17 protein-coding genes and 1 pseudogene are annotated in these 22,616 nt (G+C 55.2%); 13 read left to right on the top strand and 5 right to left on the bottom strand.

The window, feature by feature from the left end:
* The 8 genes from ACR0DT_RS16920 (at nucleotide 1) to ACR0DT_RS16955 (ending at nucleotide 11,046) form a co-directional block, all read left to right on the top strand.
* Nucleotides 1–3,129 (top strand): efflux RND transporter permease subunit, encoded by a 3,129-nt coding sequence (locus ACR0DT_RS16920; RefSeq protein ID WP_480711880.1) that lies wholly within the window; start codon nucleotides 1–3, stop codon nucleotides 3,127–3,129.
* Nucleotides 3,126–3,545 (top strand): DUF2141 domain-containing protein, encoded by a 420-nt coding sequence (locus ACR0DT_RS16925; RefSeq protein ID WP_480711881.1) that lies wholly within the window; start codon nucleotides 3,126–3,128, stop codon nucleotides 3,543–3,545. Before ACR0DT_RS16920 ends, ACR0DT_RS16925 begins: the two co-directional genes overlap by 4 nt.
* 6 nt (nucleotides 3,546–3,551) lie before the next feature.
* Entirely contained in the window at nucleotides 3,552–4,400 is an 849-nt protein-coding gene (locus tag ACR0DT_RS16930) for an ABC transporter six-transmembrane domain-containing protein (RefSeq protein WP_480711882.1), read from the top strand.
* 450 nt (nucleotides 4,401–4,850) lie between these two features.
* Complete coding sequence (locus ACR0DT_RS16935) at nucleotides 4,851–5,423, top strand: carboxymuconolactone decarboxylase family protein (RefSeq protein WP_480711883.1); 573 nt, start codon at nucleotides 4,851–4,853, stop codon at nucleotides 5,421–5,423.
* 545 nt (nucleotides 5,424–5,968) lie between these two features.
* On the top strand, nucleotides 5,969–7,474 hold the full coding sequence (locus ACR0DT_RS16940) for a trimethylamine methyltransferase family protein (protein WP_480711884.1): 1,506 nt from the start codon (nucleotides 5,969–5,971) through the stop codon (nucleotides 7,472–7,474).
* 13 nt (nucleotides 7,475–7,487) lie between these two features.
* Nucleotides 7,488–7,931 (top strand): SRPBCC family protein, encoded by a 444-nt coding sequence (locus ACR0DT_RS16945; RefSeq protein WP_480711885.1) that lies wholly within the window; start codon nucleotides 7,488–7,490, stop codon nucleotides 7,929–7,931.
* Entirely contained in the window at nucleotides 7,924–8,628 is a 705-nt protein-coding gene (locus tag ACR0DT_RS16950) for a maleate cis-trans isomerase family protein (protein ID WP_480711886.1), read from the top strand. Before ACR0DT_RS16945 ends, ACR0DT_RS16950 begins: the two co-directional genes overlap by 8 nt.
* Nucleotides 8,629–11,046 carry a GcvT family protein gene (locus ACR0DT_RS16955; protein ID WP_480711887.1) on the top strand — a complete coding sequence of 806 codons (2,418 nt, stop codon included), beginning with the start codon at nucleotides 8,629–8,631 and terminating at the stop codon, nucleotides 11,044–11,046.
* On the opposite strand, the gene ACR0DT_RS16960 is transcribed toward ACR0DT_RS16955, so the two are convergent.
* Nucleotides 11,043–11,963, bottom strand: coding sequence for a LysR family transcriptional regulator (locus ACR0DT_RS16960; RefSeq protein ID WP_480711888.1), 921 nt, complete (start codon nucleotides 11,961–11,963; stop codon nucleotides 11,043–11,045). The two genes, ACR0DT_RS16955 and ACR0DT_RS16960, sit on opposite strands and share 4 nt — an antisense overlap.
* Nucleotides 11,964–12,295: 332 nt before the next feature.
* Entirely contained in the window at nucleotides 12,296–13,192 is an 897-nt protein-coding gene (locus ACR0DT_RS16965; protein WP_480711889.1) for a LysR family transcriptional regulator, read from the bottom strand.
* 150 nt (nucleotides 13,193–13,342) lie between these two features.
* Between ACR0DT_RS16965 and ACR0DT_RS16970 the strand changes: the two genes are divergently transcribed.
* The 3 genes from ACR0DT_RS16970 (at nucleotide 13,343) to ACR0DT_RS16980 (ending at nucleotide 15,909) form a co-directional block, all read left to right on the top strand.
* Entirely contained in the window at nucleotides 13,343–13,912 is a 570-nt protein-coding gene (locus ACR0DT_RS16970; protein ID WP_480711890.1) for a carboxymuconolactone decarboxylase family protein, read from the top strand.
* A 341-nt stretch (nucleotides 13,913–14,253) separates the two neighbouring features.
* Entirely contained in the window at nucleotides 14,254–14,916 is a 663-nt protein-coding gene (locus ACR0DT_RS16975; protein WP_480711891.1) for a peroxiredoxin-like family protein, read from the top strand.
* Nucleotides 14,917–15,030: 114 nt separating this feature from the next.
* On the top strand, nucleotides 15,031–15,909 hold the full coding sequence (locus ACR0DT_RS16980) for a peroxiredoxin family protein (RefSeq protein WP_480711892.1): 879 nt from the start codon (nucleotides 15,031–15,033) through the stop codon (nucleotides 15,907–15,909).
* Nucleotides 15,910–16,109: 200 nt separating this feature from the next.
* Here the strand turns inward: ACR0DT_RS16980 and ACR0DT_RS16985 are convergent, their stop codons facing one another.
* Complete coding sequence (locus ACR0DT_RS16985) at nucleotides 16,110–17,003, bottom strand: LysR substrate-binding domain-containing protein (protein WP_480711893.1); 894 nt, start codon at nucleotides 17,001–17,003, stop codon at nucleotides 16,110–16,112.
* A gap of 98 nt (nucleotides 17,004–17,101) precedes the next feature.
* Between ACR0DT_RS16985 and ACR0DT_RS16990 the strand changes: the two genes are divergently transcribed.
* Together ACR0DT_RS16990 and ACR0DT_RS16995 are read left to right on the top strand one after the other, a co-directional pair.
* Nucleotides 17,102–17,806, top strand: coding sequence for an SDR family oxidoreductase (locus ACR0DT_RS16990; RefSeq protein ID WP_480711894.1), 705 nt, complete (start codon nucleotides 17,102–17,104; stop codon nucleotides 17,804–17,806).
* Nucleotides 17,796–18,048 (top strand): annotated as a pseudogene (locus tag ACR0DT_RS16995) (DUF6552 family protein). Before ACR0DT_RS16990 ends, ACR0DT_RS16995 begins: the two are co-directional and overlap by 11 nt.
* A 474-nt stretch (nucleotides 18,049–18,522) precedes the next feature.
* Here the strand turns inward: ACR0DT_RS16995 and ACR0DT_RS17000 are convergent.
* Nucleotides 18,523–20,448 (bottom strand): DUF3604 domain-containing protein, encoded by a 1,926-nt coding sequence (locus ACR0DT_RS17000; RefSeq protein ID WP_480711895.1) that lies wholly within the window; start codon nucleotides 20,446–20,448, stop codon nucleotides 18,523–18,525.
* 531 nt (nucleotides 20,449–20,979) lie between these two features.
* A complete protein-coding gene (locus tag ACR0DT_RS17005) occupies nucleotides 20,980–22,614 on the bottom strand; it encodes a N,N-dimethylformamidase beta subunit family domain-containing protein (protein WP_480711896.1) in 1,635 nt (544 codons plus the stop codon).
* Between the last annotated feature and the right edge of the window lie 2 nt (nucleotides 22,615–22,616).

The following is a 22,616-nucleotide window of genomic DNA, read 5'->3' on the forward strand; positions in this document are numbered from 1 at the left end:
ATGCACGCGCTGACATCCTGGTTTATCCGCAATCCGGTCGCTGCCAATCTGATGATGGCACTGATCCTCTTCCTCGGGGTGCAGACGCTGCTGAACATCCGGATCGAAGGCTTCCCGCGTATTCCGCCGGAAAGCGTCACTATCGCAATCGAGTTTCCTAACGCCACGGCAGAACAGGTCGATGAATTGGTGACCCAGAATGTCGAGCAGGCGCTTGAAGGGTTGGAGGGCGTGCGCAGTGTAACCTCACAATCTCAGAATGACCTCAGCGTGGTCACCGTCCGCCGCGCAGGTGGTCAGAAACTGCAAGCTGTTCTGGACCGGGTCCGTATTCGGATCGACGGGCTGACCGATCTGCCCGATACCGCGCGCCGCCCTGTTATCGAGGCGTCGGGTTTCGATTTCCCGGCGCTGTATCTGAACCTGTACGGTGAAACAGACCCAGCCACATTGCAGAGCCTTGCGCAACGCCTGAAAGAAGAACTGCTGGCGCAACCGGAATTGTCCCGGCTGCAAATCTGGGGGCTGATCCCGCGAGAATTGCGCATCGAAATCGACCCGGCACTGTTGCGCCATTATGGGCTGACCGTTTCGGATGTGACCCGGGCCATTGAGAAAAATTCCTTGTCCTTTCAGGCAGGCCGTCTGCGGACCGAGGGCGGTACGATTTTCCTGCGGGCCGATGATCGGGCGAAATACACTCCCGAATACGCGGCCCTGCCAATCATAGAGCGTGACGACGGGTCCTTTGTACCATTGGGCGATATTGCCAAGATCGAAGATGGCTTTCGGGACGGCGAGTACCTGTTCCGCCTGAACGGCAAACCAACCGTGGGGATGGAGGTTCTGGTCGGGCAGAGGGAGAATCTACTGGAGATCAGCGATGTCGTGCGCAGCACCGTTGATGAATTCAGCCGCCAGCTGCCATCGCAGGTTCAGGTTGAGGTTTGGGGCGATAGTGCTGGCTATATCGCAGACCGTCTGGCGCTGCTGCGCTCAAACGGGGTGCAGGGTTTGATCCTTGTCACCTTGATGCTGTCGATCTTCCTGAACGTGCGCTTGGCCTTCTGGGTCGCCATGGGCATTCCGGTTTCGGTCATGGGGGCAATAGCGGTCTCTGGCTCTAAATGGGTGGACTATTCGCTGAATGATGTCACGACTTTTGGCTTGATCATCGCTTTAGGTATTCTGGTCGATGACGCCGTTGTGGTCGGTGAAAGCGTTTTTGAGGAACGCCGCAAGGGCAAAGACCCGATCAAGGACACGGAACGCGGCGTCCATCGCGTAGCCGTTGCCACTGTCTTCGGCGTTCTGACGACCATCGCGGCGTTCTTTCCGATGCTGTTGATCGATAACCCGCTGGGCAAGGTGTTGGCCGGGTTTGCGGGGATCGTGATCCTAACGCTGATCTTCTCGCTGATCGAAAGTAAATTCATCCTGCCCGCCCATCTGGCGCAGGTTTCGATGGGGCAAGAGCGTCGGTACCTGCTGACCCGCCTCTGGGGTCGGGTACAGGATACAGCGCAGGGCGGGTTGATCTGGGTTCGGGACTGCCTCTACCAGCCGCTACTCGTCGCGGCGGTGCGACAGCGTTACGCCGTGCTGATCCTGTTCATTGCCGCTGCAACGCTGGGGCTTGGCCTAATGTACAAGGGCAAGGTCAGGACGGTGTTCTTTCCCGAGGTGCCCGGTCAGATCATCACGATGAACCTGGAAATGGACTCCCTTGCGCCCTTTGCGCTGACCCGCGCGAACATGGATCGGATCGAAGCCGAGTTGAACGATCTGAACGCCGAGTTTGCCTACGAAGCAGGTATGGCCACACCGCCCGTTCAGACTGTTTTTACTATCATCAACAGCGCGGGCAGCGCACAAATATACGCCGAGATGATCCCTGTGGCTCAGCGCCCGGACGTTCCGATCCTGCCTGTGGTTCGTGAATGGCGCGACCGGGTTGGTGCGGTCGAAGGCGCAACCGAGTTGGAGTTCACCGGATCGGAAACGCTCGCCGGAGGGTTCCGTATACGGTTGGCGTCAAAAGACGAAGACCTGCTGCGACAGGCCAGCACCGAGATGAAAGACTTCCTGTCTAACATCGAGGGTGTGGCGAATGTGCGGGATGGGCTGGCGGGCGGCCAGCCCGAACTGAAACTCCGCCTGCGCCCGGACGCACGGCACCTTGGTTTCAATGCCGAGGCCTTGGCCAGACAGATTGGCTATGGGTTTGGCGGGGCTGAGGTAACGAAGGTCAGGCGCGATGGGGCCGAAGTCCGCGTGGTCGTGCAGAACGCGCGGGAAAACCGCGATACGCTGGCCGATCTGATGCAGACCCAGTTGCGCAGCGCATCCGGCGCTTGGGTGCCGCTTGAGACGGTTGCCGAAATCGAAGGCGCCTACACTTCTGGCACGGTCGATCGTCGTGACGGAAAGCGTATGAATATCGTGGCCGCGTCAATCGATCGCGACCGTGTCGCCCCCGAAGAGGTTGGTCAGGCGGTGTTCGAACAGTTGGTCCCGAAACTCCGCGACAAGTACCCGAGCGTGACAGTTCTGGCTGCCGGTGAACTGGAAGAGATGTCCGATATCAGCGACGGCCTGAAACGTGCGCTGTTGCTGGCGGCTGTTCTGATCTATGTGCTGATGGCCGTGCCGCTGAAGAGTTATTGGCAACCCTTCGTTATTCTGGCCATTGTCCCCTTTGGCTTTATCGCAGCCGCCGTCGGACACCTGATCATGGATGTCTCGCTGTCGCTGTTTTCGTTTTTCGGCATGCTGGCTCTGACCGGTGTGATCGTTAACGACAGTCTGGTCATGATCACCCGATACAATCAGGCGCGCGGGGAAAGCCAGCCTGTGAATCAGGCCCTAAAAAGTGCAGGCATCGGACGTTTCAAGGCGATCTTTCTGACCACCGCAACAACGGTGATCGGCCTGATGCCATTGCTGACCGAAACCTCTGAGCAAGCGCAATATCTGATCCCGGCGGCAATCTCTCTGGCATTTGGGGAACTGTTCGGCACCGCGCTGATGCTGCTGTTGGTGCCGGTGTTGATCGCCATCGCCGAGGATGTCCTCGCCGTTTTTAAACCACCCCAACCGCTGCCTTCTGAAGAAAGGACAAAGCTATGAATCGGAGCCTTCTGGCACCCGCATTCGCCCTGATGGCGCTGACGACGCCAGCCGCAGCTGATGGTCTGAATGTGACCGTGGACGGCATTCGCAATGCCAAGGGAAATATAGTGATCCTCGTGTTTGATGACGCTCGCGCCTTTGGCAGTCTGGATGTCTGGAGCGCTGTTGACTACGCCCAGATTCCGTCCCGCAAAGGCAGTGTCAGCCATGAGTTTTCTGACCTGAACGCAGGCCCATATGCAGTTCTGTTGTTTCACGATGAAAACAAGGACGAAGACCTGAACATGACTGCGACGAAACTGTTGGAGGGGCTGGGGGCCACAGGCGCCCCAAACCCTGACGATGAGCCTGATTTCAAGGCCGCCTCGGTCTGGCCGGGCGATGTCCGCGTTCGCATCCACTATGATCAGTAGCGCCCTATGTTGAGGGATCAAAACCTGAAAATCGGAACGCTTTTGAAAGTGTTTCGCTGGCGCGTCATCCTCACGTGGTTACTGATCCTGTCGGAGACGGCATTAACTGTGTTGATCCCGCTGTTCATCGGTTTCGCCATAGATGGATTGCTGAGCGGAGAGTTTCAGCCCTTTGTGCATTTGGGCTCGCTCATGGTCGCCCTCACTCTGATCGGCGTGATCCGGCGAATTTATGATACGCGTGTGTACGGAACGATCCGTGTCGAACTGGGAAAAGCGATTGCCGCACGGTTTTCGAACCTGCCAATTTCATCGCTGAACGCCCGGATCGGAATGGGGCGTGAACTGGCGGACTTTTTGGAAGAGATCCTGCCGTCGGCAATCTCAGGGGTCGTACAATTCGTCGTATCAGCGGTATTGCTATTTTACTTCTCACCGGCTCTGGCCTTGTCAGCCTGCGGGGTTCTTGTCGGAATGATATCCGTCTACGCCCTGTTTCATTCGACGTTTTGGCAATGGAACCGTGCCCTGAATGAGCAAATGGAGCATCAAGTCAGCCTTCTGGAACAGCGCCGCGACCGCCCCCTACTAGTCCACCTGAAAAAACTGCGTCGGTTCGAAGTAAAGCTCTCGGATACCGAGGCCATTCTGTACGGCGTGATCTTTGTTCTGCTGATTGGTCTGATCCTGTTCAACCTGTGGTTCGCAACGCAAAACCTAGGTGCAACACCGGGAACGATATTTTCCATCGTTAGCTATTCGTGGGAGTTCGCCGAAGCGGCGCTGACCTTGCCGGTGACGTTGCAATCCTGGTCACGGCTGTCCGAAATCACAGTCCGATTGCAGAGCAGTTGATCAGATTTGCAAACTTTTAGTTGCGTGGAACGGGTACTGTAATCAAGTATTAAACGGCGCTAATCCAGACATAAATCTGCACTACCCATTGCTGCGGCCCGTCGAACCCGCCGTTCGCAACGCGCGTAAAAACACGAGCGTTCGACCCTGTTAAAGAGTACCACTGGTGATTGGATAAACGGTATAAGGTAGCGCCAATTCCTATGCTGTAGTTTCCATTGCTGGCGCCAAAACTCTGCCTGTAGCATATGCTCAGAAAGCGAACTGCACTCCAAAACTGCACTTAACCCATCGACCAAAATGCTGCGGCACGGCCAGACGAACCTTCCGTTTTAAGTGTGCGCAAAAGTATCGTTATACGGGATCAAGAGCCGCTTTGAGGTTGCGTAAACAACCTGTCTTCTTCACTTTGAGACTAAGTTTACCCCGAGAATAGTGAAAGAGAATTGGATGAAACGACTGTTCCCATCTCTTCCGGCAAACGCAACACTCGGAAGTGTCTATCAAGCCTTTCCAGAAAAACTTGCTCCTCTGTGTGCGTACGAAAGCCTCGTTATGAGGGGCGACAGCGACTTATCAGTCGCCGAGCGTGAACTAATAGCGGCCTATGTCTCGGGTTTGAATGCTTGCGCGTATTGCCATGGCGCCCATATCGTTTTCGCCAAAGCCTACGGCATAGAGGTCGAGACAATCGAGGCTCTGATGGAGGACCGCGATACGGCGCCAGTCGGGGACCAACTCAAGCCGTTATTGGCATATGTTGAAAAGCTCACTGTCTCTCCAACACGAATGACGGAAGCGGACGCACAAGCAGTCTATGCGGCCGGCTGGTCGGAGAGTGCATTGTTTGATGCGATCCAAGTTTGCGGCGTGTTCAATCTTGTGAATCGCTTCATAGAAGGAACAGGTGTCCAAAACCCTGGCAACGATCCAAGACAAGCCGATGAAGCCACTTTGAAGCGATGCCGCAGCGACACCTTTTATATCGATTTTGGACGGGAGAATGGCCTCGACATCTCTTGAATTGACGCTAAGCCAGAACATTTGATCCGAACGTATTATGCCACCTGTTGAGCGATGACGACGAAATGGTCCATTAAATTGAAGAAACGTCCTTCTCTACCTAACACTGAACAAAACATGCGTTGGCTGCCAAGTTTAGGCCGCCATTGAAGCAGCCCGTACGCAGGTAAACTGTGCCGTGTGACGTTCTCGCGATTGATGGGTTCCATTGTCGCTTCTGAGCTTTAAACTCACGCAGAACATCAGATTTCCCGCCGGAAGAGTTGTGGTTTATTGCGCCCGATCATTGGCCCAATACGGTCACTCAGCTATGCATCGATTTTCTGCGTTTGCAGCCCGCCATTCGGAAATTCGCGTACGCTAACCATGTTGGGGAATATCTTCAGAATAAATACGTTTACTGGATTGAGAGACCTCGAACTGTAGCGATGTGAAGGCCAAACAACGCTCTAGATTGTTCGTGAATTTCTTTCATCATCTGAGCCGGTTTATTGAATTCTCAATGTCAAAAATTTGCGCTCTATTGGTGTCGTTGAGGGGGGCAAATGGTCAGACGGGCGCGAAGACGAGAAACGACAGAAAGCGGCTTGGATCGGGGCGCGTCACCTGCATTTCAAATTGGCGGCGCTTTGCAGCCACTATCGCGGTCTGAACTGGCGGCGATCGAGGTGCACGCATATGACATTCTTGCGACCGTGGGCATGTCCGGCTTGCCGAAAGAGGCGACCAAACGAGCGGTTGATGCGGGGGCGTGGCATCGCCCGGATGGCAGGTTGTGCTTTTCAGTCGAGACAATAAAGTCCGCGCTGTCACGCGCACCGCGCGAGATCACCCTGCCGGGGTTCACGCAGGACAGGGATCTGAGGATCGGTGGACGCCGGGTCCACATCGGTACCGGCGGAGCGGCAGTTCAGATGCTGGATGCCGCAACCGGCACCTACAGGGATAGCTCGCTCTTCGATCTCTACAATCTGATGCGCGTGTTGGACGTATCACCGAACATCCATTACGGCGTGCGACCCGTTGTTGCCAGGGATATGCCAGACCCGTTCGAGTTGGACATCAACACCGCATTTGCCTGCCTCAAGGCCACGTCGAAACCCATTGGTATCAGTTTTTGCCACCCAGATCATATCGATCCGATTGTCGAGATGTTCGATTTGGCGCTTGGTCCCACACATTCCTTCCGGGAAAGACCATTTTGCATGGCGGTCATCGTCCATGTAGTCCCGCCGCTGACCTACGCCGCCGAAGGAATATTGATGCTTGAGAAGGCTGTGAGGGCTGGCGTGATCCCGCAGATTTGTTCGGCGGGGCAGGCGGGCGCGACCAGTCCGGTTACGTTGGCCGGTGCGCTGGCTCAGGGCCTTGCGGAATGCCTTGCTGGCTTGGTCGTGGTTGACGGAATCCAAAGGGGTAGCCCCTGCATCTATGCGCTGATGCCCTTCATTTCCGACCTGCGCACCGGAGCAATGAGCGGTGGCGGCGGTGAAGCCGCGATCGCGAATGCCGCCGCCGCTCAACTACTGGCCCATATCGGCCTGCCGTCCACTGTTTCGGCGGGCATGACGGACTCCAAGGTTGCCGATGCCCAAGCCGGCTATGAAAAAGGCTACACTGTCGCTTTGGCCGGCCATGGCGGCGCTGACATGATCAACCTTTCAGTGGGAATGCTTGGCTCCATCATGGTGGCCAGCCCCGAGGCGATGGTGATTGACGACGACATGTGCGGCGCAATTCTGCGGAGCATCAGGGGGATTGAAGTGAACGATGAAACGCTCGATTTGGACGCTGTAGAGCGTGTGGTTACCCAGGATGGGCACTATCTGGGCGAAGGGGAAACGCTTAGGCGTATGAAATCTGATTACTATTATCCTGCGCTTGCCGATCGCCAGAGTGTTGATGACTGGGTTTCGGCCGGCCGTCTTACAATCTGGGATCAAGCGCGGGCCCGCGTAAAGGAAATTCTGGCCGCACCGCCTTCGACACATCTTGGTGCCGAGGCTGAAGCGCGTATTCGCGCCAGCTATCCGATCCGCCTTCAGCCGTAAAAAAGGAACCGACATGCATGTTTTCAGAAGTATGATCATTGACGCTGACATCAGCAAAGTCTGGGCGGCGGTTCGCGCCTTCGATGGCGTGGTGCATTGGAACCCGGGCGTGGTGGGGGCCAGCCTGGAAAACGGATCACCCACCGCCACCGGCACTATCCGAAAACTGGACATCGCAGATGGCACGGTATTCCGGGAAACCTTGTTGGCGCATTCGGATTCCGATCATTTCTATACCTATGACATCCTCGAAAGTCCGCTGCCCGTAACCGGATACGTGTCGACGCACCGTTTCATACCGATCACCCATACACACCAAACCTTAGGTATTTGGGAAAGCCGCTTTGAATGTGCGTCATGCGACGCCGTTGAAATGAAAAAGATCGTCGGTGACGCGATCTATATCGACGGTATGAACGGGCTGAACCAATTCATGAAGGAGACTGAAAATGTCTGACACCCTTGCCCCTCGCGCCGTAATCGGTGTCATGACACCCGCCATGAACACCGTCGTCCAGCCTGAGTTGGAGTTGCTGCGACCACCCGGTGTGACCAATCAGATGCAGCGTTTTCTCTTGGGGGGTGATGCGGTGTCGGATGACTTGCCCGACGAGGCGGCCAAGTTGATGGACTGTGCGCCTTCGGCAATTGCCATTGGCCTGACAACTGATGCCGGGCCTAGCGGACCGGAAAAGCTGAAGGCACGTTGCGAAGAAATAGAAAAACAGGTTGGTGTGCCGGTGATAGGCGCCTCGCAGGCAAACTATGAGGCTTTGCGTAGTTTGGGGGCAATGCGCGTGGGTATTGTCACACCCTTCAACGCCGACATCGACGCCATTGTAAAAGCAAATACGCAAAGTGCAGGATTCGAGGTGGTCGCGATCAAAGGCACCAAAGCGCCATCGCTCCCTGCAATTTGTGAAACCCCATTGGACGACATCCGGGCCGTTTTTGCCGAAGTCGCAGCCTCTGATTGCGACGTCATTCTTCAAGTCGGCACTGCATTGCCCGTGGTGGAAATAATTGGCGAATTGGAAGAAGCCCACGGTAAGCCAATCGTGGCCTGTAATGCGGCCGTCTACTGGCGAACGCTGCGCGCGATCGGGATCAATGATCCGATCAAGGGCTTCGGAAAACTGTTGGAGTCGCACTGAATGCAAAGCCATGCGCAGGTTGTCGTCATTGGTGGCGGCGCGGTCGGTGCCGCCATTCTTTACCATCTGGCCAAGGCGGGCATCACCGAAACCGTTCTTCTGGAAAAGAACGAACTGACTGCAGGGTCGACATGGCACGCTGCCGGCAATATTCCCACCTACGCAAACTCGTGGTTGGGCATGCGCGCTGGAAACTATGCCTGGCAGCTCTACAAAGAGCTGGCCAAAGACCCGTCCGCGCCGATTACATATCGCCACACGTCAGCCATTTGGCCTGCACACACACCCGAACGTATGCAGTTATTCCAGCATCTGTGTGGTGTGTCTCGATCAGCTGGGTTTGAGCTGTCGATGCTGACACCGTCCGAGATCGAACAGTTGCATCCCTATTGGAAAGCGGATGACACCGTCCTTGGCGGAATTCTTGATCCTTACGAAGGCGACATCGACCCCAGTCAGTTGACCCAAGCGTTGGCGAAACACGCCCGCGACTTAGGCGCAGAGGTTCGCCGTTTCACGCCCGTATCAGGTTTGCGTCAGCGCGCGTCCGGGGAGTGGGAAGTTGAAACACCAACCGGGATTGTTGTTGCTGAAAGCGTAATCAATGCAGCCGGTTCTAGCGGCGGACGGATCGCGGCAATGGCAGGGCTGCATGTGCCGGTCGTCACGCTTGAGCACCAATACATGGTGACCTCGCCATTGGCAGCTCTGGAAAAGGACACCGCCACATTTCCATTGATCCGTGACCCCGACATCCGCTTTTATCTCAGGCGTGAGCGGAACGCCTTGTTACTTGGGTCGTACGCCCACGAAGGACGCCCGGTCTGGCAAGATGGGGTGCCTCAGGATTTTGATCACCAGCTTTTCCCGGATGACATCGACGGGATGATGGCCGTGTTCGAGGCGGCTTCTTCTCATGTGCCTCTGCTTGCCGAAGCGGGTGCCCAGCGTTTCGTGAACGGCCCGATCCCTTACTCGCCCGACGCACTTCCGCTTGTTGGGCCTGACGGAGGCGCTCGAAATTTCTATCATGCGACAGGCGTACAAATTGGCATCACGCACTCGGCAGCCATCGGAAAAGCCATGGCCGAATGGCTTACGACAGGCGAAACCGAATGGGATCTGTCCGCTTGGGATCCCCGCAGGTTTGGGTCATGGGCCACGCAAGACTATGCCACAGCCCGCGCATCCGAACACTATGACCTGCAATATGCGATCCCATTTCCTCACCGGCTCTTGGAGTCCGGGCGCCCGCTCAACCAAACGCCACTATATGGGCATCTCGTCGAGTGTGGTGCGATCATGGGGCAGATCGGCGGTTGGGAACGAGCGTTCTGGTTCGATCACGACCAGGCAAACGATCCAGACGCGCTGAGTTTCGGTCACGAGCCCTGGCATGATGCAGTGCGAGTCGAATGCGAAACAGTTCGTGACTGTGTCGGGATCATGGACCATGGCGGCTTTACCAAATTTGTCCTTGAAGGGTGTGACGCGGCCAAATTGCTCGACAAAGTGATCTGCGGAACTTTATCGCCCGTCGGTCGCGTGCGTCTCTCCTATATGCTTACACCCAAAGGGCGTATCTGGTCCGAGGCAACGATTGCCCGTCTGGCAGAAGACAGATTTTTGCTGTGTGGTCCAACCCTGGCTGTCGATCGAGACTTCGACTGGCTGACTGCCGCCTGTGGCGATGCCGATGTACAGTTGACCAAGGGATACGCTCGGGATGGCGCACTTTTGGTGATGGGGCCAAAATCCCGCGATCTTTTGCAAGGCCTTACCACTGCCGACCTGAGCGCGGCCAGTGCCCCTTGGATGAGCCTGGCCGAGATCGAAATCGCTGGTATTCCGGTCACCGCAATGCGGGTCAGTTATGTCGGGGAACTAGGGTGGGAGCTTCATGTCGCGACCTCAGACCTGATCGCTCTGTACGAGGCAATCTGGACCGCCGGCTCTCCGCATGGCATCTGCGAATTCGGTTCATACGCGCTCAATGCGATGCGCATCGAGAAAGGGTATCATGGTTGGGGCACGGATTTTGGCGTTGAATATACGCTGTTCGATGCTGGTCTTTCCAAATTCGCGAATATGTCCAAGACAACATTCTTCGGTCGAAAAGCTGTTGAGGAACAGGCCGAAAAAGAAGCTGCATGGACCTTTATCGGACTGGAGGTCACCGATGCCGGGCCAGAACCTTTGCCGTCTGACCCGATCCTTCGAGGAGACCGGGTGATCGGATATTTGACATCGGTTTCGATGGGATATCGAACGGGTAAGTTGTTGGCGCTTGGTTATGTGGAAAACGGCGCACTTGGAATAGGAGAAATCTGTTCAGTACAGGCCTTCGGAGAGATGCGCGCGGCGATACGCCATTCCCATCATGTATACGATCCGAAGAACGAAAGACTAAGGTCCTAGCCGAACCCGCCGTTCTCTGAAGACCACTGCGCGAGGGCTTGGGCAACTTTCAGGATGGGGCCTGCACCTTTGTCCTCGGAACGGATCAAAGCAACCCAGGGCACGTCTATCCCGTTCTTGCCAACGCGCACTCCGACAATGCGTCCTGCTTTGATAGCCGGGCGCACAGCCCAACCAGCAAGCACGCTGCTACCTTGGTCGGCGGCTACCAATTCGACGATGGCTGCAGGCATCTCTACCGTTGTGGTCCAGCGTGGGTACCTTCCAGAGGGTCGGAACAACCGGGCAAATTCGCGATCCGGCTCGGGCGTCAATGTGTAGGTGATGAATTCTTCCCCTTCAATGTCGCTGCCTTCGACATAGGTCTTTGCTGCAAGGGGATGATCCGGCGCGAAAATGAACAGCAACTCGTCCCGGAACAGCGGGATTCGATGCGTCCCGACCGGCGTTGCCTCTCCGGACGTCACCACAATGTCGGCACGCCTGTTGGAAAGCGCGCCGACAGGTTCACGCGTCTCGCTCGCCATGACCTGCAGCTCGATTCCAGGCAAATGGGTTTGCAGATAGCGGATAAACTCGGGCAACCAATGGTAGGCGCTGTAGGCTTCGACTGCGATGCGCACGACATGTTCAACACCACGATCCATCCGCCGGACATCGCGTTCGGCGCGGTCCATTTCCGATAGAACGCGATCCGCAACCTCAGCAAGGTATTCCGCCGCTGGGGTCATGCGCAGACGTTTGTGTATGCGCGTAAACAGAACTATATCCAAACGTCGCTCGGCTTCTTTGATGCGATGTGACAGAGCTGACGAGGTGACGCCCAAAGCCTCGGCCGCATCATTGACACGTCCATGCTCGGCAATCGCACGGATCATCTTTAGATGACGCAAATCAAGAAAGGGACCGTCTGCCATGCTAACCTGAGAGGAATTCACAAAAACAGGGGCTTTCTTTATTGTGATTCATCGCAGGTCAAGTGGAAACTTTGATCGCGCCAAACGACAGAAAGCGCGATGACAAAGTCAAACCGTCAAGAGTGGCGAGCGCGGGCGCGCAACGTGTTGCGTGCTGATGAGTATGGCAACTTTGAACCGGATTTTGTCTTGAAGACAGATCACGGACCGCTCGTTTGGGATGAAAGGTGCCTTGTGAACTTAGACAAGCAATGTCAGCCCAGACCGGACATTCCCAACTCGACTTTGCAATTCCTAAGAAGCGCAACGAAGCTGGCATTCGACCATGTCATTCAAATGCTCGTTCTCTTAGCCAAGACCTCTTGCAAGTGCTTTGTGAAGACGCGGGCAGACGGCTTCGTGTGGCGACCACCCGCAAGTAGCGCATTCACTTCGACGTTTCCGATTGTCCAATCAGGCAGCAATTGCACAAGACTTCCTGCTTCCAACTCGTTCCTGCAACTCCAATAGGACGTGCTGACAATGCCTAACCCGGCGACTGCAGCGGTGGTTGTAGTTTCATTGACGGAAATCATCAGTTGGCTTTCGACACGAATGGATTGGACCTTACCGCCCTTTTCAAAGCTCCATCCCACCTTTCCGATGCTTGATGGACCAAGGATAATCTGGTGATCTACCAAATCAGAGGGCTGCTTCGGGGTGCCAGTTTTTTCCAGATAAGAAGGGGCGGCAACAACGACCCTGGGTGTCGAGCCCAATTTACGCGCGACCATCGTAGAATCTTCCAACGGTCCAAATCGGATGGCAACGTCGATAGCCTCATCAATCAAATCCTGCATCGAGTCGGTCAGAACAAGATCCACTTTCAGCTTGGGATGTTGTTCTAGAAACGGCGGCAGAGCGGGTATGATCTCCCGTTGTGCAAAACTTGCCGCTGCCCCGACTCGTAAACGACCGCGCAGTTCGCCAGTACCCCTGACAAAGTGGTTTGCTTCCTCGATATCAGAGAGGATCGGCTCGATGCGCGTCAGATATTCTTCCCCGGCTTCTGTCAGCCGAACAGCATGCGTTGAGCGTACAAACAGCTGAACGCCCAGCTCTTTCTCAAGGTTGGAAATGATCCGGGAAACCGACGGCTGAGACTTTCCGGTTTCTTTTCCCGCCGCAGTAAAGCTGCCGGTGCGCGCGACCCGCGAAAACAAACGTAGCGTGGAGAAGTTATCTGACATTCATATTTCGAATAACCATTAGGCCCATTTGAAGCCTACCCTCCAAACTCCTTATGAGCAACTATTGAACGCGATGGCAGGCGATCAATAACTCGGGCCCGCCAAATTTTGAAAACTTCAGTGCAAACGCTTTCTGAAAGGGAATATCAAATGGCAACGTACATTCAGCACACTGTCGACACGGCTCCTGAAGGTTCCAAACCGGTTCTTTCAGCAATCAAAGGCAAAATGGGCTTTGTGCCAAACCTGATGGCGACAATGGCTGAGTCCCCTGTTCTGGTCGAAAGCTACATGACCATGATGGGCATCTTCGAGAAGACTGATCTGACGCCAACCGAACGCGAGATCATTCTGATGACGAACAACCGTCTGAACGGCTGTACTTATTGCATGGCTGCACACACAGCCGTTTCGAAGATGGCCGGTGTGGATGACAGTGTGATAAAGGCACTGCGCACAGGCACGCCAATTGCGGACGCCAAACTTGAGGCGCTGCGCACATTCGCTGAAACCATCAACGAAACGCGCGGATGGGCCAGCGATGAACAGGTCGATGCATTGATCGAAGCCGGGTATTCAAAGCAGACTGTTCTAGAGGTCATCGCCGGGACTGCTCTCAAGGTATTCTCGAACTACACGACCCACATCGTGAACCCGCCGCTCGACAAGGCTTTTGAGCCAATGGCATGGGCCCCCGAAACCGCTGCAAAGGTAGAATGATCAGAGATACTCTCCACTTCTTTGGCGTCTCGAAATTCCTGGTTCGTTAGGGGGAGTGACCACCGCCCAATAGAAGAGGCCTCACGAGATTGAATTCGCATTGGGCCGCCCGCAATCAGGAATTCCAGCAAACGAGCGTCGTGCTTTTAGCACGGCGCTGTCTTTGTTTCAGAATGCGCCTGTCCCAAGTGTAAGTCGCAAATCGGGTCATTCGTTTTCCGAATAACCGTTACACAAATTCGCTAACTACCACCGTTTTCCCGACTGACCAATTATCAGCACAGGCGGCACAAAAGATCCCTGACCCCGCCAGAGAACGCAATTTAAGAAGTGGAAAAGACATGACCCTCCAAGATCAACTCGACGGCTTCAAAGCCCAATTCAAAACCATGGCTCCCGAAGGTGCTTTCGAAACCTTCGCCCGTTCAACACAAGAGCTGATCGACAGCGGCCAGGCCGATCGCGCACTGAAAGCGGGTGACGCTGTGCCTGACTTCGTGCTGACGGATTCTGATCGCAACCCCGTCGCGCTGAAAGATCTGTTGGCCAACGGGCCGGTTGTTATGACGTTCTACCGTGGTGTTTGGTGCCCCTACTGCAACATCGAGCTGAAAGCGCTTGAGGAGGTTGCCGAGGACATCCGCTCACGTGGTGCGACGCTTGTCGCAATCTCGATGCAGGGCGCGGCGGACAGCCGAAAGTCGCAGAAGGACAACGAGTTGAGCTTCCCGATCCTGACCGACAAGAACGGCGAGCTGGCGGAAAAGCTTGGTATCCGCTGGACGTTGCAAGATTACGTCATTCCGATCCACGATGGGTTTGGCGTTCACTTGCCGCGCATCCATGGCGATAGTCAATGGAACCTACCGATGCCTGCACGTTACATCGTCGATACCGATGGCACCATCGCCTACGCCGAGGTGAACCCCGACTATACCCGCCGTCCTGAACCTTCGGACTTGTTCCCTGTTCTCGACACCCTGGCGGCTGCAGCCACCGCTTAACTCGGCTACGCGCCTCGCAAGGCGAGGCGCAGCCACTCATTCCTTAAACCCTGCATTTTCGTGACCGATGAGCCACTGCGGGCAACCCGACTAGACCTCGAAAGGACTTTCGAAATGAAAGGCAAACTTATTCTTCCCTATATCATGCTGAACATGCTGTCTGGTGTTGGTTCGGCCGTCATGTTCTGGATGTCGGGCTATGATCCAATCTGGATCGGCACATTCTTTGCGACGTTCACGATGCCGTTCTTCCTGATGGTGCTGGCCGGCGCATTGGGCATCGCCCGGACCTCGAAGAACTTGCCGGTGATCCAACTTATTAACCTGACTGCCTTGGCATGGGTGATCTATCAAGTTTCCGCGCGCGGCGGTTTCACTGCCACCAGCGAATACGTGGCCGTGGGACTGGCGTTGTTTGGCGCGATCACCATGCAATGGTACATCCACATCTTCTCGAACTATGGCCGCAAGCCAAGCACGGCTATCGTAAAGGGCAAAGCGCTGCCTGAATTGCAGCTGCAACGTCTGAACGAAACCAGCACAACCTCGGCGTCCTTCGCGGGCGAAAAGACCTTGCTTGTGTTTTTCCGCGCCAACTGGTGCCCCTTTTGTATGAACCAACTCAAGGAAGTGAAAGCAAAGGCGGATCAACTGGCGAAGGTGGGCGTGCAGGTGAAATTCATCTCTAACCAAGGCATCAAGAACTCGAAAAAGCTTGCAAAGGACTTCGACCTTCCTGCGCATTTCGAGATCTTTCAGGACAACGATCTGGCGGCTGCCAAGGCTTTGGGTATCGAAGATTTGGGTGGCGCTCCTTCTGGGATGCCCGGTTATCCTAACGATACCGTCAAAGCGACTGTCATTGCTCTGGATGAAGACGGCAAGGTGATCTTTGGCGATGAGACGGACAACTACCGCATCCGCCCTCATCCCGACACGTTCTTACAGGTCTTCGAGTCGCGTGGCAGCGTCCGGGCATTCTCAGCAGCTTAAAAACTCTGACCAACCAAATCCTAGTGCCGCGCGGTCTTGCGCGGTACTTTAAGCGTTGACGCTCCACCCAAGGCTCAATGGTGATGTTCTCTGCAACATGCGCCAGCGACTGGTCGCCGCTACGCCGACCTTTAGAATAGCCGCAAACTCTAAGATGCGGAACTTTGCGGCCATTCGTTCTGACGATCCGAGTGACTGCCTTAAATCCGAGGCAGCCTGGGATCAGCGACAGAACTCGTTATGAGCCACGTCATGACTTCCACCACGGGCTTATTGGTTTTTGCGGCGCGAGGCATTAGGACGTAGAAGTCGTTCCCGCCAGCATCCCACGTCTTGCCCACCTCAACCAAGCGACCGGAATCAAGATCATGAGCCACCAGAAAGCGGCTCACCAAAGCAACACCTTGACCGGCAATGGCTGCATCGACTGCGAGTGACGTCTGGCTCAGGCGAAGGCCTCTAGGCGCTTGGTCCTGAGCACCCAAATGCGTAAGGTAACGCGGCCAAAGGTCGTGGGTGTCATGGATCTTGGGCAGCTTGGACAACGTTTCCGGCTCAAGCGGATACCGGTCGTCGCTAATTAGCGACGGCGCGGCAACTGCGATCAGTGTTTGCCTGAACAGCAACGTCGCTTCCAGCGAGGCACCAAACGGCGGTGATCCCTGGCGCACTGAAAGGTCGATCCCGTCACTATGAAAGCTGGATACCTTTTCTGTGGCCATAATCCGCAAATCTATATCTGGGTGAGTTGCTGTGAAGTTCGGCAGATTGGGAATCAGCCATTTCGCGGCAAAAGTCGGAGTAACACTGATAAGGACCTTGTTCGGCTCTGGCTTCAACTCGGCAGTTGCAGATCGAAGGTCTGCGAACACTGCAGCGACCCGGCCGTGAAAGCTGCGCCCGGCAGATGTAAACGCCAGGCCCTTTGGCACTCGCTCAAACAAGACCACATCCAGATGCGCTTCGAGCTGGCGCACCTGCTGAGCGACGGCCCCTTGAGTGACACCTAATTCATCAGCGGCTGCGCGAAAACTGAGGCGACGACCTGCTGCATCAAAAGCACGCAAGCTGTTGAGAGGGGGAAGTTCTGCCATACTGCAATAGTATTTCTATTGGCATATAACATCAATTCTCAATCGAATTTCACGAAAGCAACAATGATAATAGGCTCGACCATAGAAGGACTCCAGTTATGACAGTAGATAAAGTAGCGCTGATCACGGCAGGCGGCAGCGGTATGGGCGCGGATGCAGCCCGCAAATTGGCTGCAGACGGGTTCAAGGTCGGCATCCTGTCGTCGTCCGGCAAGGGTGAGGCACTTGGCGTTGAACTGGGTGGCTTTGGCGTTACAGGTTCTAATCTTGATGGTGAAGCTCTGACTGCATTGGTCGAGGGTGCGAGGGCTCGCTGGGACCGCGTTGATGTCCTGGTGAACTCTGCTGGCCACGGGCCAAAAGGTCCGGTCCTCGAGATCAGCGACGAGGACTGGCATCAAGGCATGGAAGTCTACTTAATGAATGTCGTCCGCCCGACCAGGCTGGTCACACCCATGATGCAAGCGCAAGGCGGCGGTGTGATTATCAATATCTCAACGTTTGCGACATTCGAACCTGACCCTCTATTTCCGACTTCCGGCGTATTCAGGGCCGGACTTGCCGCATTCACGAAGCTCTACTCAGACAAATATGCATCAGACAACATCCGCATGAACAACGTCCTTCCTGGTTTCATCGACAGCCTGCCCGAAACCGCAGACCGCAAGGCGCGTATTCCCATGGGTCGCTACGGCTATGCATCAGAAGTCTCATCACTAATTTCATGGCTCGCGTCTGAAAATGGTGGGTACATGACGGGTCAAAACCTGCGCGTTGATGGAGGTTTGACCCGTGCCGTCTGACACCGTTTCCCTTGGATCATCTCGCGAGCGCGTTGTGTTTGCAGTCAAATGGGGGGGCGTCCGCCATCCAGATCATGGGATACACAGCGACGGGGTTCGGTTGGACGCCGTGGAACCTCTACCTATTTCTTGTCGGTGTTGTGGGCTGGTTTACCGTAGGCGCATTATGGAATGACAAGGCCTTGATGCTTGTCCATCTGGTTGCACTTGGAGCCATGATTGCCGGTATGACGAATAACTGACAAGCGAAAGCAGCCATTCGAGTTGTTCGCGGCATTAGGTACCTTGGGCTCATCGCAAACCTTCTCTGCACGCAAGACCAATGGTTGCTATCGGGCGGCCTGAAGTGATGGTGCGTTGGATCCGCAGATGAGCTGATCATTCAACCAAAGGTCGATTCAGATAACACCAGTACAGCGGTGTTCGCAGGATGTTAGGCCGTGGTTTAGCGTAGGTATTTGTCGTAGATGATCGAGTGCAGAGAAAGAAGGTTTTTGAAGTTGCAGGCCGCGATCATCGCTTGGTGAAACTCTCAATCATATCTTTTTCAAGTTTCTTTCTCTGACTCGTCGCCCTTCAGGAGCTGCTGTTCCATCTATGGACCCGAAAATGTGTGGAATGCTAAAACGCTATTATAGGCTACGATTGCGTGCGCGCAGAGTACGGCAATGAGCCACAAGCGCACACGAAATGGATCAAGAATGACAGGCGCTCTATCAGCCTTCTGGTGAGTACCAGATTGGCGAAGTATAGGCGCGCTCCTGCCCGATCAATGTCGCTTCTTCGGGTATGTCAGCGCCAAGGCGTACTTTATCGTAGACAACCCAACGTGGCGTCGGGATTTCAATGACACGAGCGTAGTAGAAAGCGTGTTCGGAGGCATCGAAATCCGGGTCTGTCCAGATCGCAGCCAGTTCTGGAGCTCCGATAGTGTTCACGTAGTTTGCTGCTTCCAGATCAACCGTGTTGCCTATTGCTGGCAGTTTCCCATCTGCTTGCGGTTCACGGTCACCCGACCACACCACGTCATAGACCTTTTCGGACAGGTTTCCGTCGCTATCCATCCAGCCTTTTACAATCTGGATGCGGTCGAGGTTTGCTCCGACAGGGTCGCGCAGTGCATAAACCATAAAGGTAGGAGCATCCGTTGTGGCAGGGCGCAGATCAGCTCCCATCGGTACGCCTTTTTCGTAGCCCACAAAGGCAGGTGCGCGCGACCGCAGGTCGTCGTCGTTGAACTCCCAACCGCCAAAGAACCGCACTGCCATACGCGGACCGGTCGTTGCGTAGACCTCTCGGCGCACCATTGCGTCCCACAGGCTGGCGCGGGTGTTTTCTTCGGCCCAAACACCGGTGTAACCCGAAGCGACCAGCGACCAGCCAGGGAAAATTCCGTTCTCGGTTTCTGTGAACGGATGTGCCGCTCGGGTCAGTGACGGCTCGGCATTGGTTGCTTTACCAAAATAGTTATCACTGTCCGCAGTCGTGAGCGACGTATGACTGTCCGTCGCGCCGGAGAACCCGAATTTGTAGGGGTTCACGCCTGTGCGGGCCTCAATAGCAAAGCCCTGCTTTAACGCCTCGCGGGCGTATTCGCCGGCAAGCATGTCTGGAGTTTTCGCTTCCGTCAGATCGAGGTTGCCTGCGTCCCATGTCTCGTAATTAGCGAACTCGTCATCCGGGCTGAGTGCGGGGTGAGCCTCACCATCGCCCTTGATCTGGGTAATTTCATACAGCGGTTCCCATTTGATGCGCGCCATCGCATAGGCTTCATCCACCGGTTCGCCGTTGTAGCGTGTCTCGGACGGAAACATGATGCCGTTCGAAAGGTTGCCGTTGTGGGACAAAGCAAAGGCCTGCCCGCCGGTGCTGGCTTCATAGTTCTCCAACCACTTATATAGGTCCAATGGGTCAGTCGAGCCGACAGGCGGTTGCGTGACCATTGGCTGCACCTGTTTGACCCTGTCGGCATTGTCGCGAAAAATGACATTGCGGTGCATGTTGTTGCCGCGGATTAACGACGTCCATTCAAAGCCGTGGAATGCAGTGAAATCTCCTGGGTCATTGAAGGTTTCAACGGTATCGATCATGTTTTCCCAGACAGAGGCATAGATCGGTGAACCTGGTGAGTAATCTTTGACTAAGTCCGGGTCCATGTTTCCTTGTGAGAAAGTCGTAATCAGGTCCAATGCTGCTGCGGCAGAGGCTTCGCCGCCTTCTTGAAGGGCTCGCGACCAGCGCGCTCCCTGTTCAGAGTCCATGATATTCGGTGCGCCTTTCGCCAGATCGGTAATCATACCCATACCGTCGGAATGCTCGGTGGTCACGATCCAGTCCAGCGGTCGCGCCAGTTTGACGGGCTGCCCCGACGCCGAGACGACCTCTTCACCGCGCGCAAAGCGCAACATTGTCTCAAGGCCGGTCGTATTGCCGAAGAGGCCTGCGTCCATCGAGAGACCGGTGTGAATATGGGTGTCCCCCCAATATACCTGCGATGGAAAGCTGCGCTGCGCGTTGGGTGAATAGGCTTTGCCGGGATAAAGGTTTTGAATGGACTCTTCAGAGGGTACGAACTGTGCGTGGGCCGCGCCTGCAAAAAGACACATGGCAGAGAAGACAGCGGTATTTAGGCACTTACACATAAAAGACCTCCAAGAACTTGCTGCGAAAAAAACCGCGGTATTGGCAAAAGAGTTGATATTCAAAACTACACTTTTCGAACCAATGATACAGTTTCGCCTTAGCCGTGTCTTTTAGTTTCCGCTTAGTTGCTCGACTTGCGAGTCCGACATACCCCGATCTCGCGGATGCGGCAAAGCGGACTGAGCCTTCAGCATCTCGGTTGGTTGCTGGATGTCTACCAAGTTCGCTTGAGTTCGCCATTGCCCTCTATTTACTTCCAATAATCGATCCAATTGTTTTGAGCCAACTTGAACAGTAATTGGACACGACCTACTATCGAGTATCTGCAAATCTCAGAGCTTGCGGCTGAGCAGCAGATCAAGGGTAGACCCGATTGAGGAAATAAAGCAGACCTTGTTCGAAAGAGAACGCAGGGCTGCTCTGTCGTGCATTCTGTGAGTTCGCCGACGCTTTAGTATTGCCCGTGTGATTAATGTCCGGTCAGGGTCGATGATCAATTCTGAACTCGGGATCAAAAAACTTTCCGGCTGTCACTCAGCGGCTATGAACTTTATCAGCACGTTGCGGGTTATACGTTCCACCTGTTGATCCTTGCAGATAAGTCCCATGACCCATTCGCATGTGCCGGCAGTGAAGACTTCCCCTTTGCCGCGCCGCCAATGCACGATGACACCATTTCCGCGCTTGCTGCGATCCAGTGTTTCGTCCGAAACCGCTCTGAATTGGGCTTTTGCTTTGAACTTCGCGTCACCGTCACCGATGTAAGCAGTCTCACCCCATATCCTGTGATCGGGTTCGATATTCGTCGCCAGTCCCATTGCCAAGATTTCCATGCCCGGGTCTGCGCCGTCCTTTCCCGTGGCATAGGGCAGACCGTCCTGCACTTGATAGTCCACGCCGTCGACCTCATAGCCGAATACGCGCGACTTGGCCCCCAGTTGGTCACCATACCCGAGCTCTGTGCCTGCCATCACCCAGTGATCGGGTCGGTAGACGGTAAAGCCGCCGCTACCATGCCCCACGCAGCGCCCCAGCCCAGCGTAGATTCCCTTGAGACCGTTCACCCCGAAGGTTTGTGCACCGGGCCAATTGACCGGTGAAACCTCCCAGGCGGTGGTCACAAGTCGTTCTTGATCGGTGCCTAAGAGCGGGTCCTCATCGGCCCTATATTTAAAGCAGACCTGAATGCGGCCTTTATCTTCGATGCGTGTCTGCCAAAGGAAGTTCCCGGCAAACCGAGCTACTTTGCCACCGTTTTCAACATACCGGTCCACCGAGTGTCTCATGTTGGCAGACCAATATTCGTCATGCCCAACGAAGATTGTACATCTGTAGTGATTCAGAAGATCAGGCTGTTCCTCAAGATCATGTTGCGTGGCGATATCGAATTCGAATCCTTCGGCCTCGAGCCAGTGGGCAAAATGGCGTTCGTAGCTGGCCCAACCTGCTGACGCATATTTCTTGGAGTAGCCATAGGAATAAGCCCACTCCATATAAGGGTAACGAACTATTGTCCCAGGCTTGTGAGGAGTTTCAGGGACGGCGCGAGGGGCACCAGCGGGAAGCTTGCAAAAACCTCTGCTCCATGGTCGCTGGGTTGATACCCTAGGGGAAAAGGCATTGCGCTTCGGTCCTGTGATCCCCTCGTAATGGTTCGACCCGCCCCAACAGTTATAGGCAAGCCACGTGCCGGTCGCGCAGACCAAAACTATACGTGGTCTATCGGAATCCGCTGCACTGCGCACGAGGATCAGGTGATGTTCCTCAACCCGGTCACCGTCCCGTTCGGCACTAAGCGTAATCAGATAACCGCCCGGGCGCCATTCCGTCGGGATGGTGAATTCGTGGCTTGCCTGCCAATTGCATCCTGTGACCGAGCAATCGAGAGGTGTCTCCTGATGGCTGCCAATCAAACCCTCTTTGCGCAAAACGGGCTCATAGACAGATCCGTCCCGACCGACTTCCATATCCCATGTCTCAGCAGTCGTCGAAACATGCAGCGCGACTGTGTCGCCGGGCGCATAGCTCATGCGGGGAGTGTAGCCCCAGATTTCCAGAACAGCTTCGTCTCGAGCCGGTCCGATGTAGTAGTTGTCGAGGATGTGTCGCGCCTTGGCGCGAGATCGGGGGGTGGTGGCTGGAGATGGCCCTTCTGAAGATGTCATTT

The organism is Ruegeria sp. BI11 (assembly GCF_056538005.1).

Bases quoted from the DNA above. Each gene is read 5' to 3' on its own strand.
- ACR0DT_RS16920 (WP_480711880.1), top strand. From the start codon at position 1: ATGCACGCGCTGACATCCTGGTTTATCCGCAATCCGGTCGCTGCCAAT.
- ACR0DT_RS16925 (WP_480711881.1), top strand. From the start codon at position 3,126: ATGAATCGGAGCCTTCTGGCACCCGCATTCGCCCTGATGGCGCTGACG.
- ACR0DT_RS16930 (WP_480711882.1), top strand. From the start codon at position 3,552: ATGTTGAGGGATCAAAACCTGAAAATCGGAACGCTTTTGAAAGTGTTT.
- ACR0DT_RS16935 (WP_480711883.1), top strand. From the start codon at position 4,851: ATGAAACGACTGTTCCCATCTCTTCCGGCAAACGCAACACTCGGAAGT.
- ACR0DT_RS16940 (WP_480711884.1), top strand. From the start codon at position 5,969: ATGGTCAGACGGGCGCGAAGACGAGAAACGACAGAAAGCGGCTTGGAT.
- ACR0DT_RS16945 (WP_480711885.1), top strand. From the start codon at position 7,488: ATGCATGTTTTCAGAAGTATGATCATTGACGCTGACATCAGCAAAGTC.
- ACR0DT_RS16950 (WP_480711886.1), top strand. From the start codon at position 7,924: ATGTCTGACACCCTTGCCCCTCGCGCCGTAATCGGTGTCATGACACCC.
- ACR0DT_RS16955 (WP_480711887.1), top strand. From the start codon at position 8,629: ATGCAAAGCCATGCGCAGGTTGTCGTCATTGGTGGCGGCGCGGTCGGT.
- ACR0DT_RS16960 (WP_480711888.1), bottom strand. From the start codon at position 11,963: ATGGCAGACGGTCCCTTTCTTGATTTGCGTCATCTAAAGATGATCCGT.
- ACR0DT_RS16965 (WP_480711889.1), bottom strand. From the start codon at position 13,192: ATGTCAGATAACTTCTCCACGCTACGTTTGTTTTCGCGGGTCGCGCGC.
- ACR0DT_RS16970 (WP_480711890.1), top strand. From the start codon at position 13,343: ATGGCAACGTACATTCAGCACACTGTCGACACGGCTCCTGAAGGTTCC.
- ACR0DT_RS16975 (WP_480711891.1), top strand. From the start codon at position 14,254: ATGACCCTCCAAGATCAACTCGACGGCTTCAAAGCCCAATTCAAAACC.
- ACR0DT_RS16980 (WP_480711892.1), top strand. From the start codon at position 15,031: ATGAAAGGCAAACTTATTCTTCCCTATATCATGCTGAACATGCTGTCT.
- ACR0DT_RS16985 (WP_480711893.1), bottom strand. From the start codon at position 17,003: ATGGCAGAACTTCCCCCTCTCAACAGCTTGCGTGCTTTTGATGCAGCA.
- ACR0DT_RS16990 (WP_480711894.1), top strand. From the start codon at position 17,102: ATGACAGTAGATAAAGTAGCGCTGATCACGGCAGGCGGCAGCGGTATG.
- ACR0DT_RS17000 (WP_480711895.1), bottom strand. From the start codon at position 20,448: ATGTGTAAGTGCCTAAATACCGCTGTCTTCTCTGCCATGTGTCTTTTT.
- ACR0DT_RS17005 (WP_480711896.1), bottom strand. From the start codon at position 22,614: ATGACATCTTCAGAAGGGCCATCTCCAGCCACCACCCCCCGATCTCGC.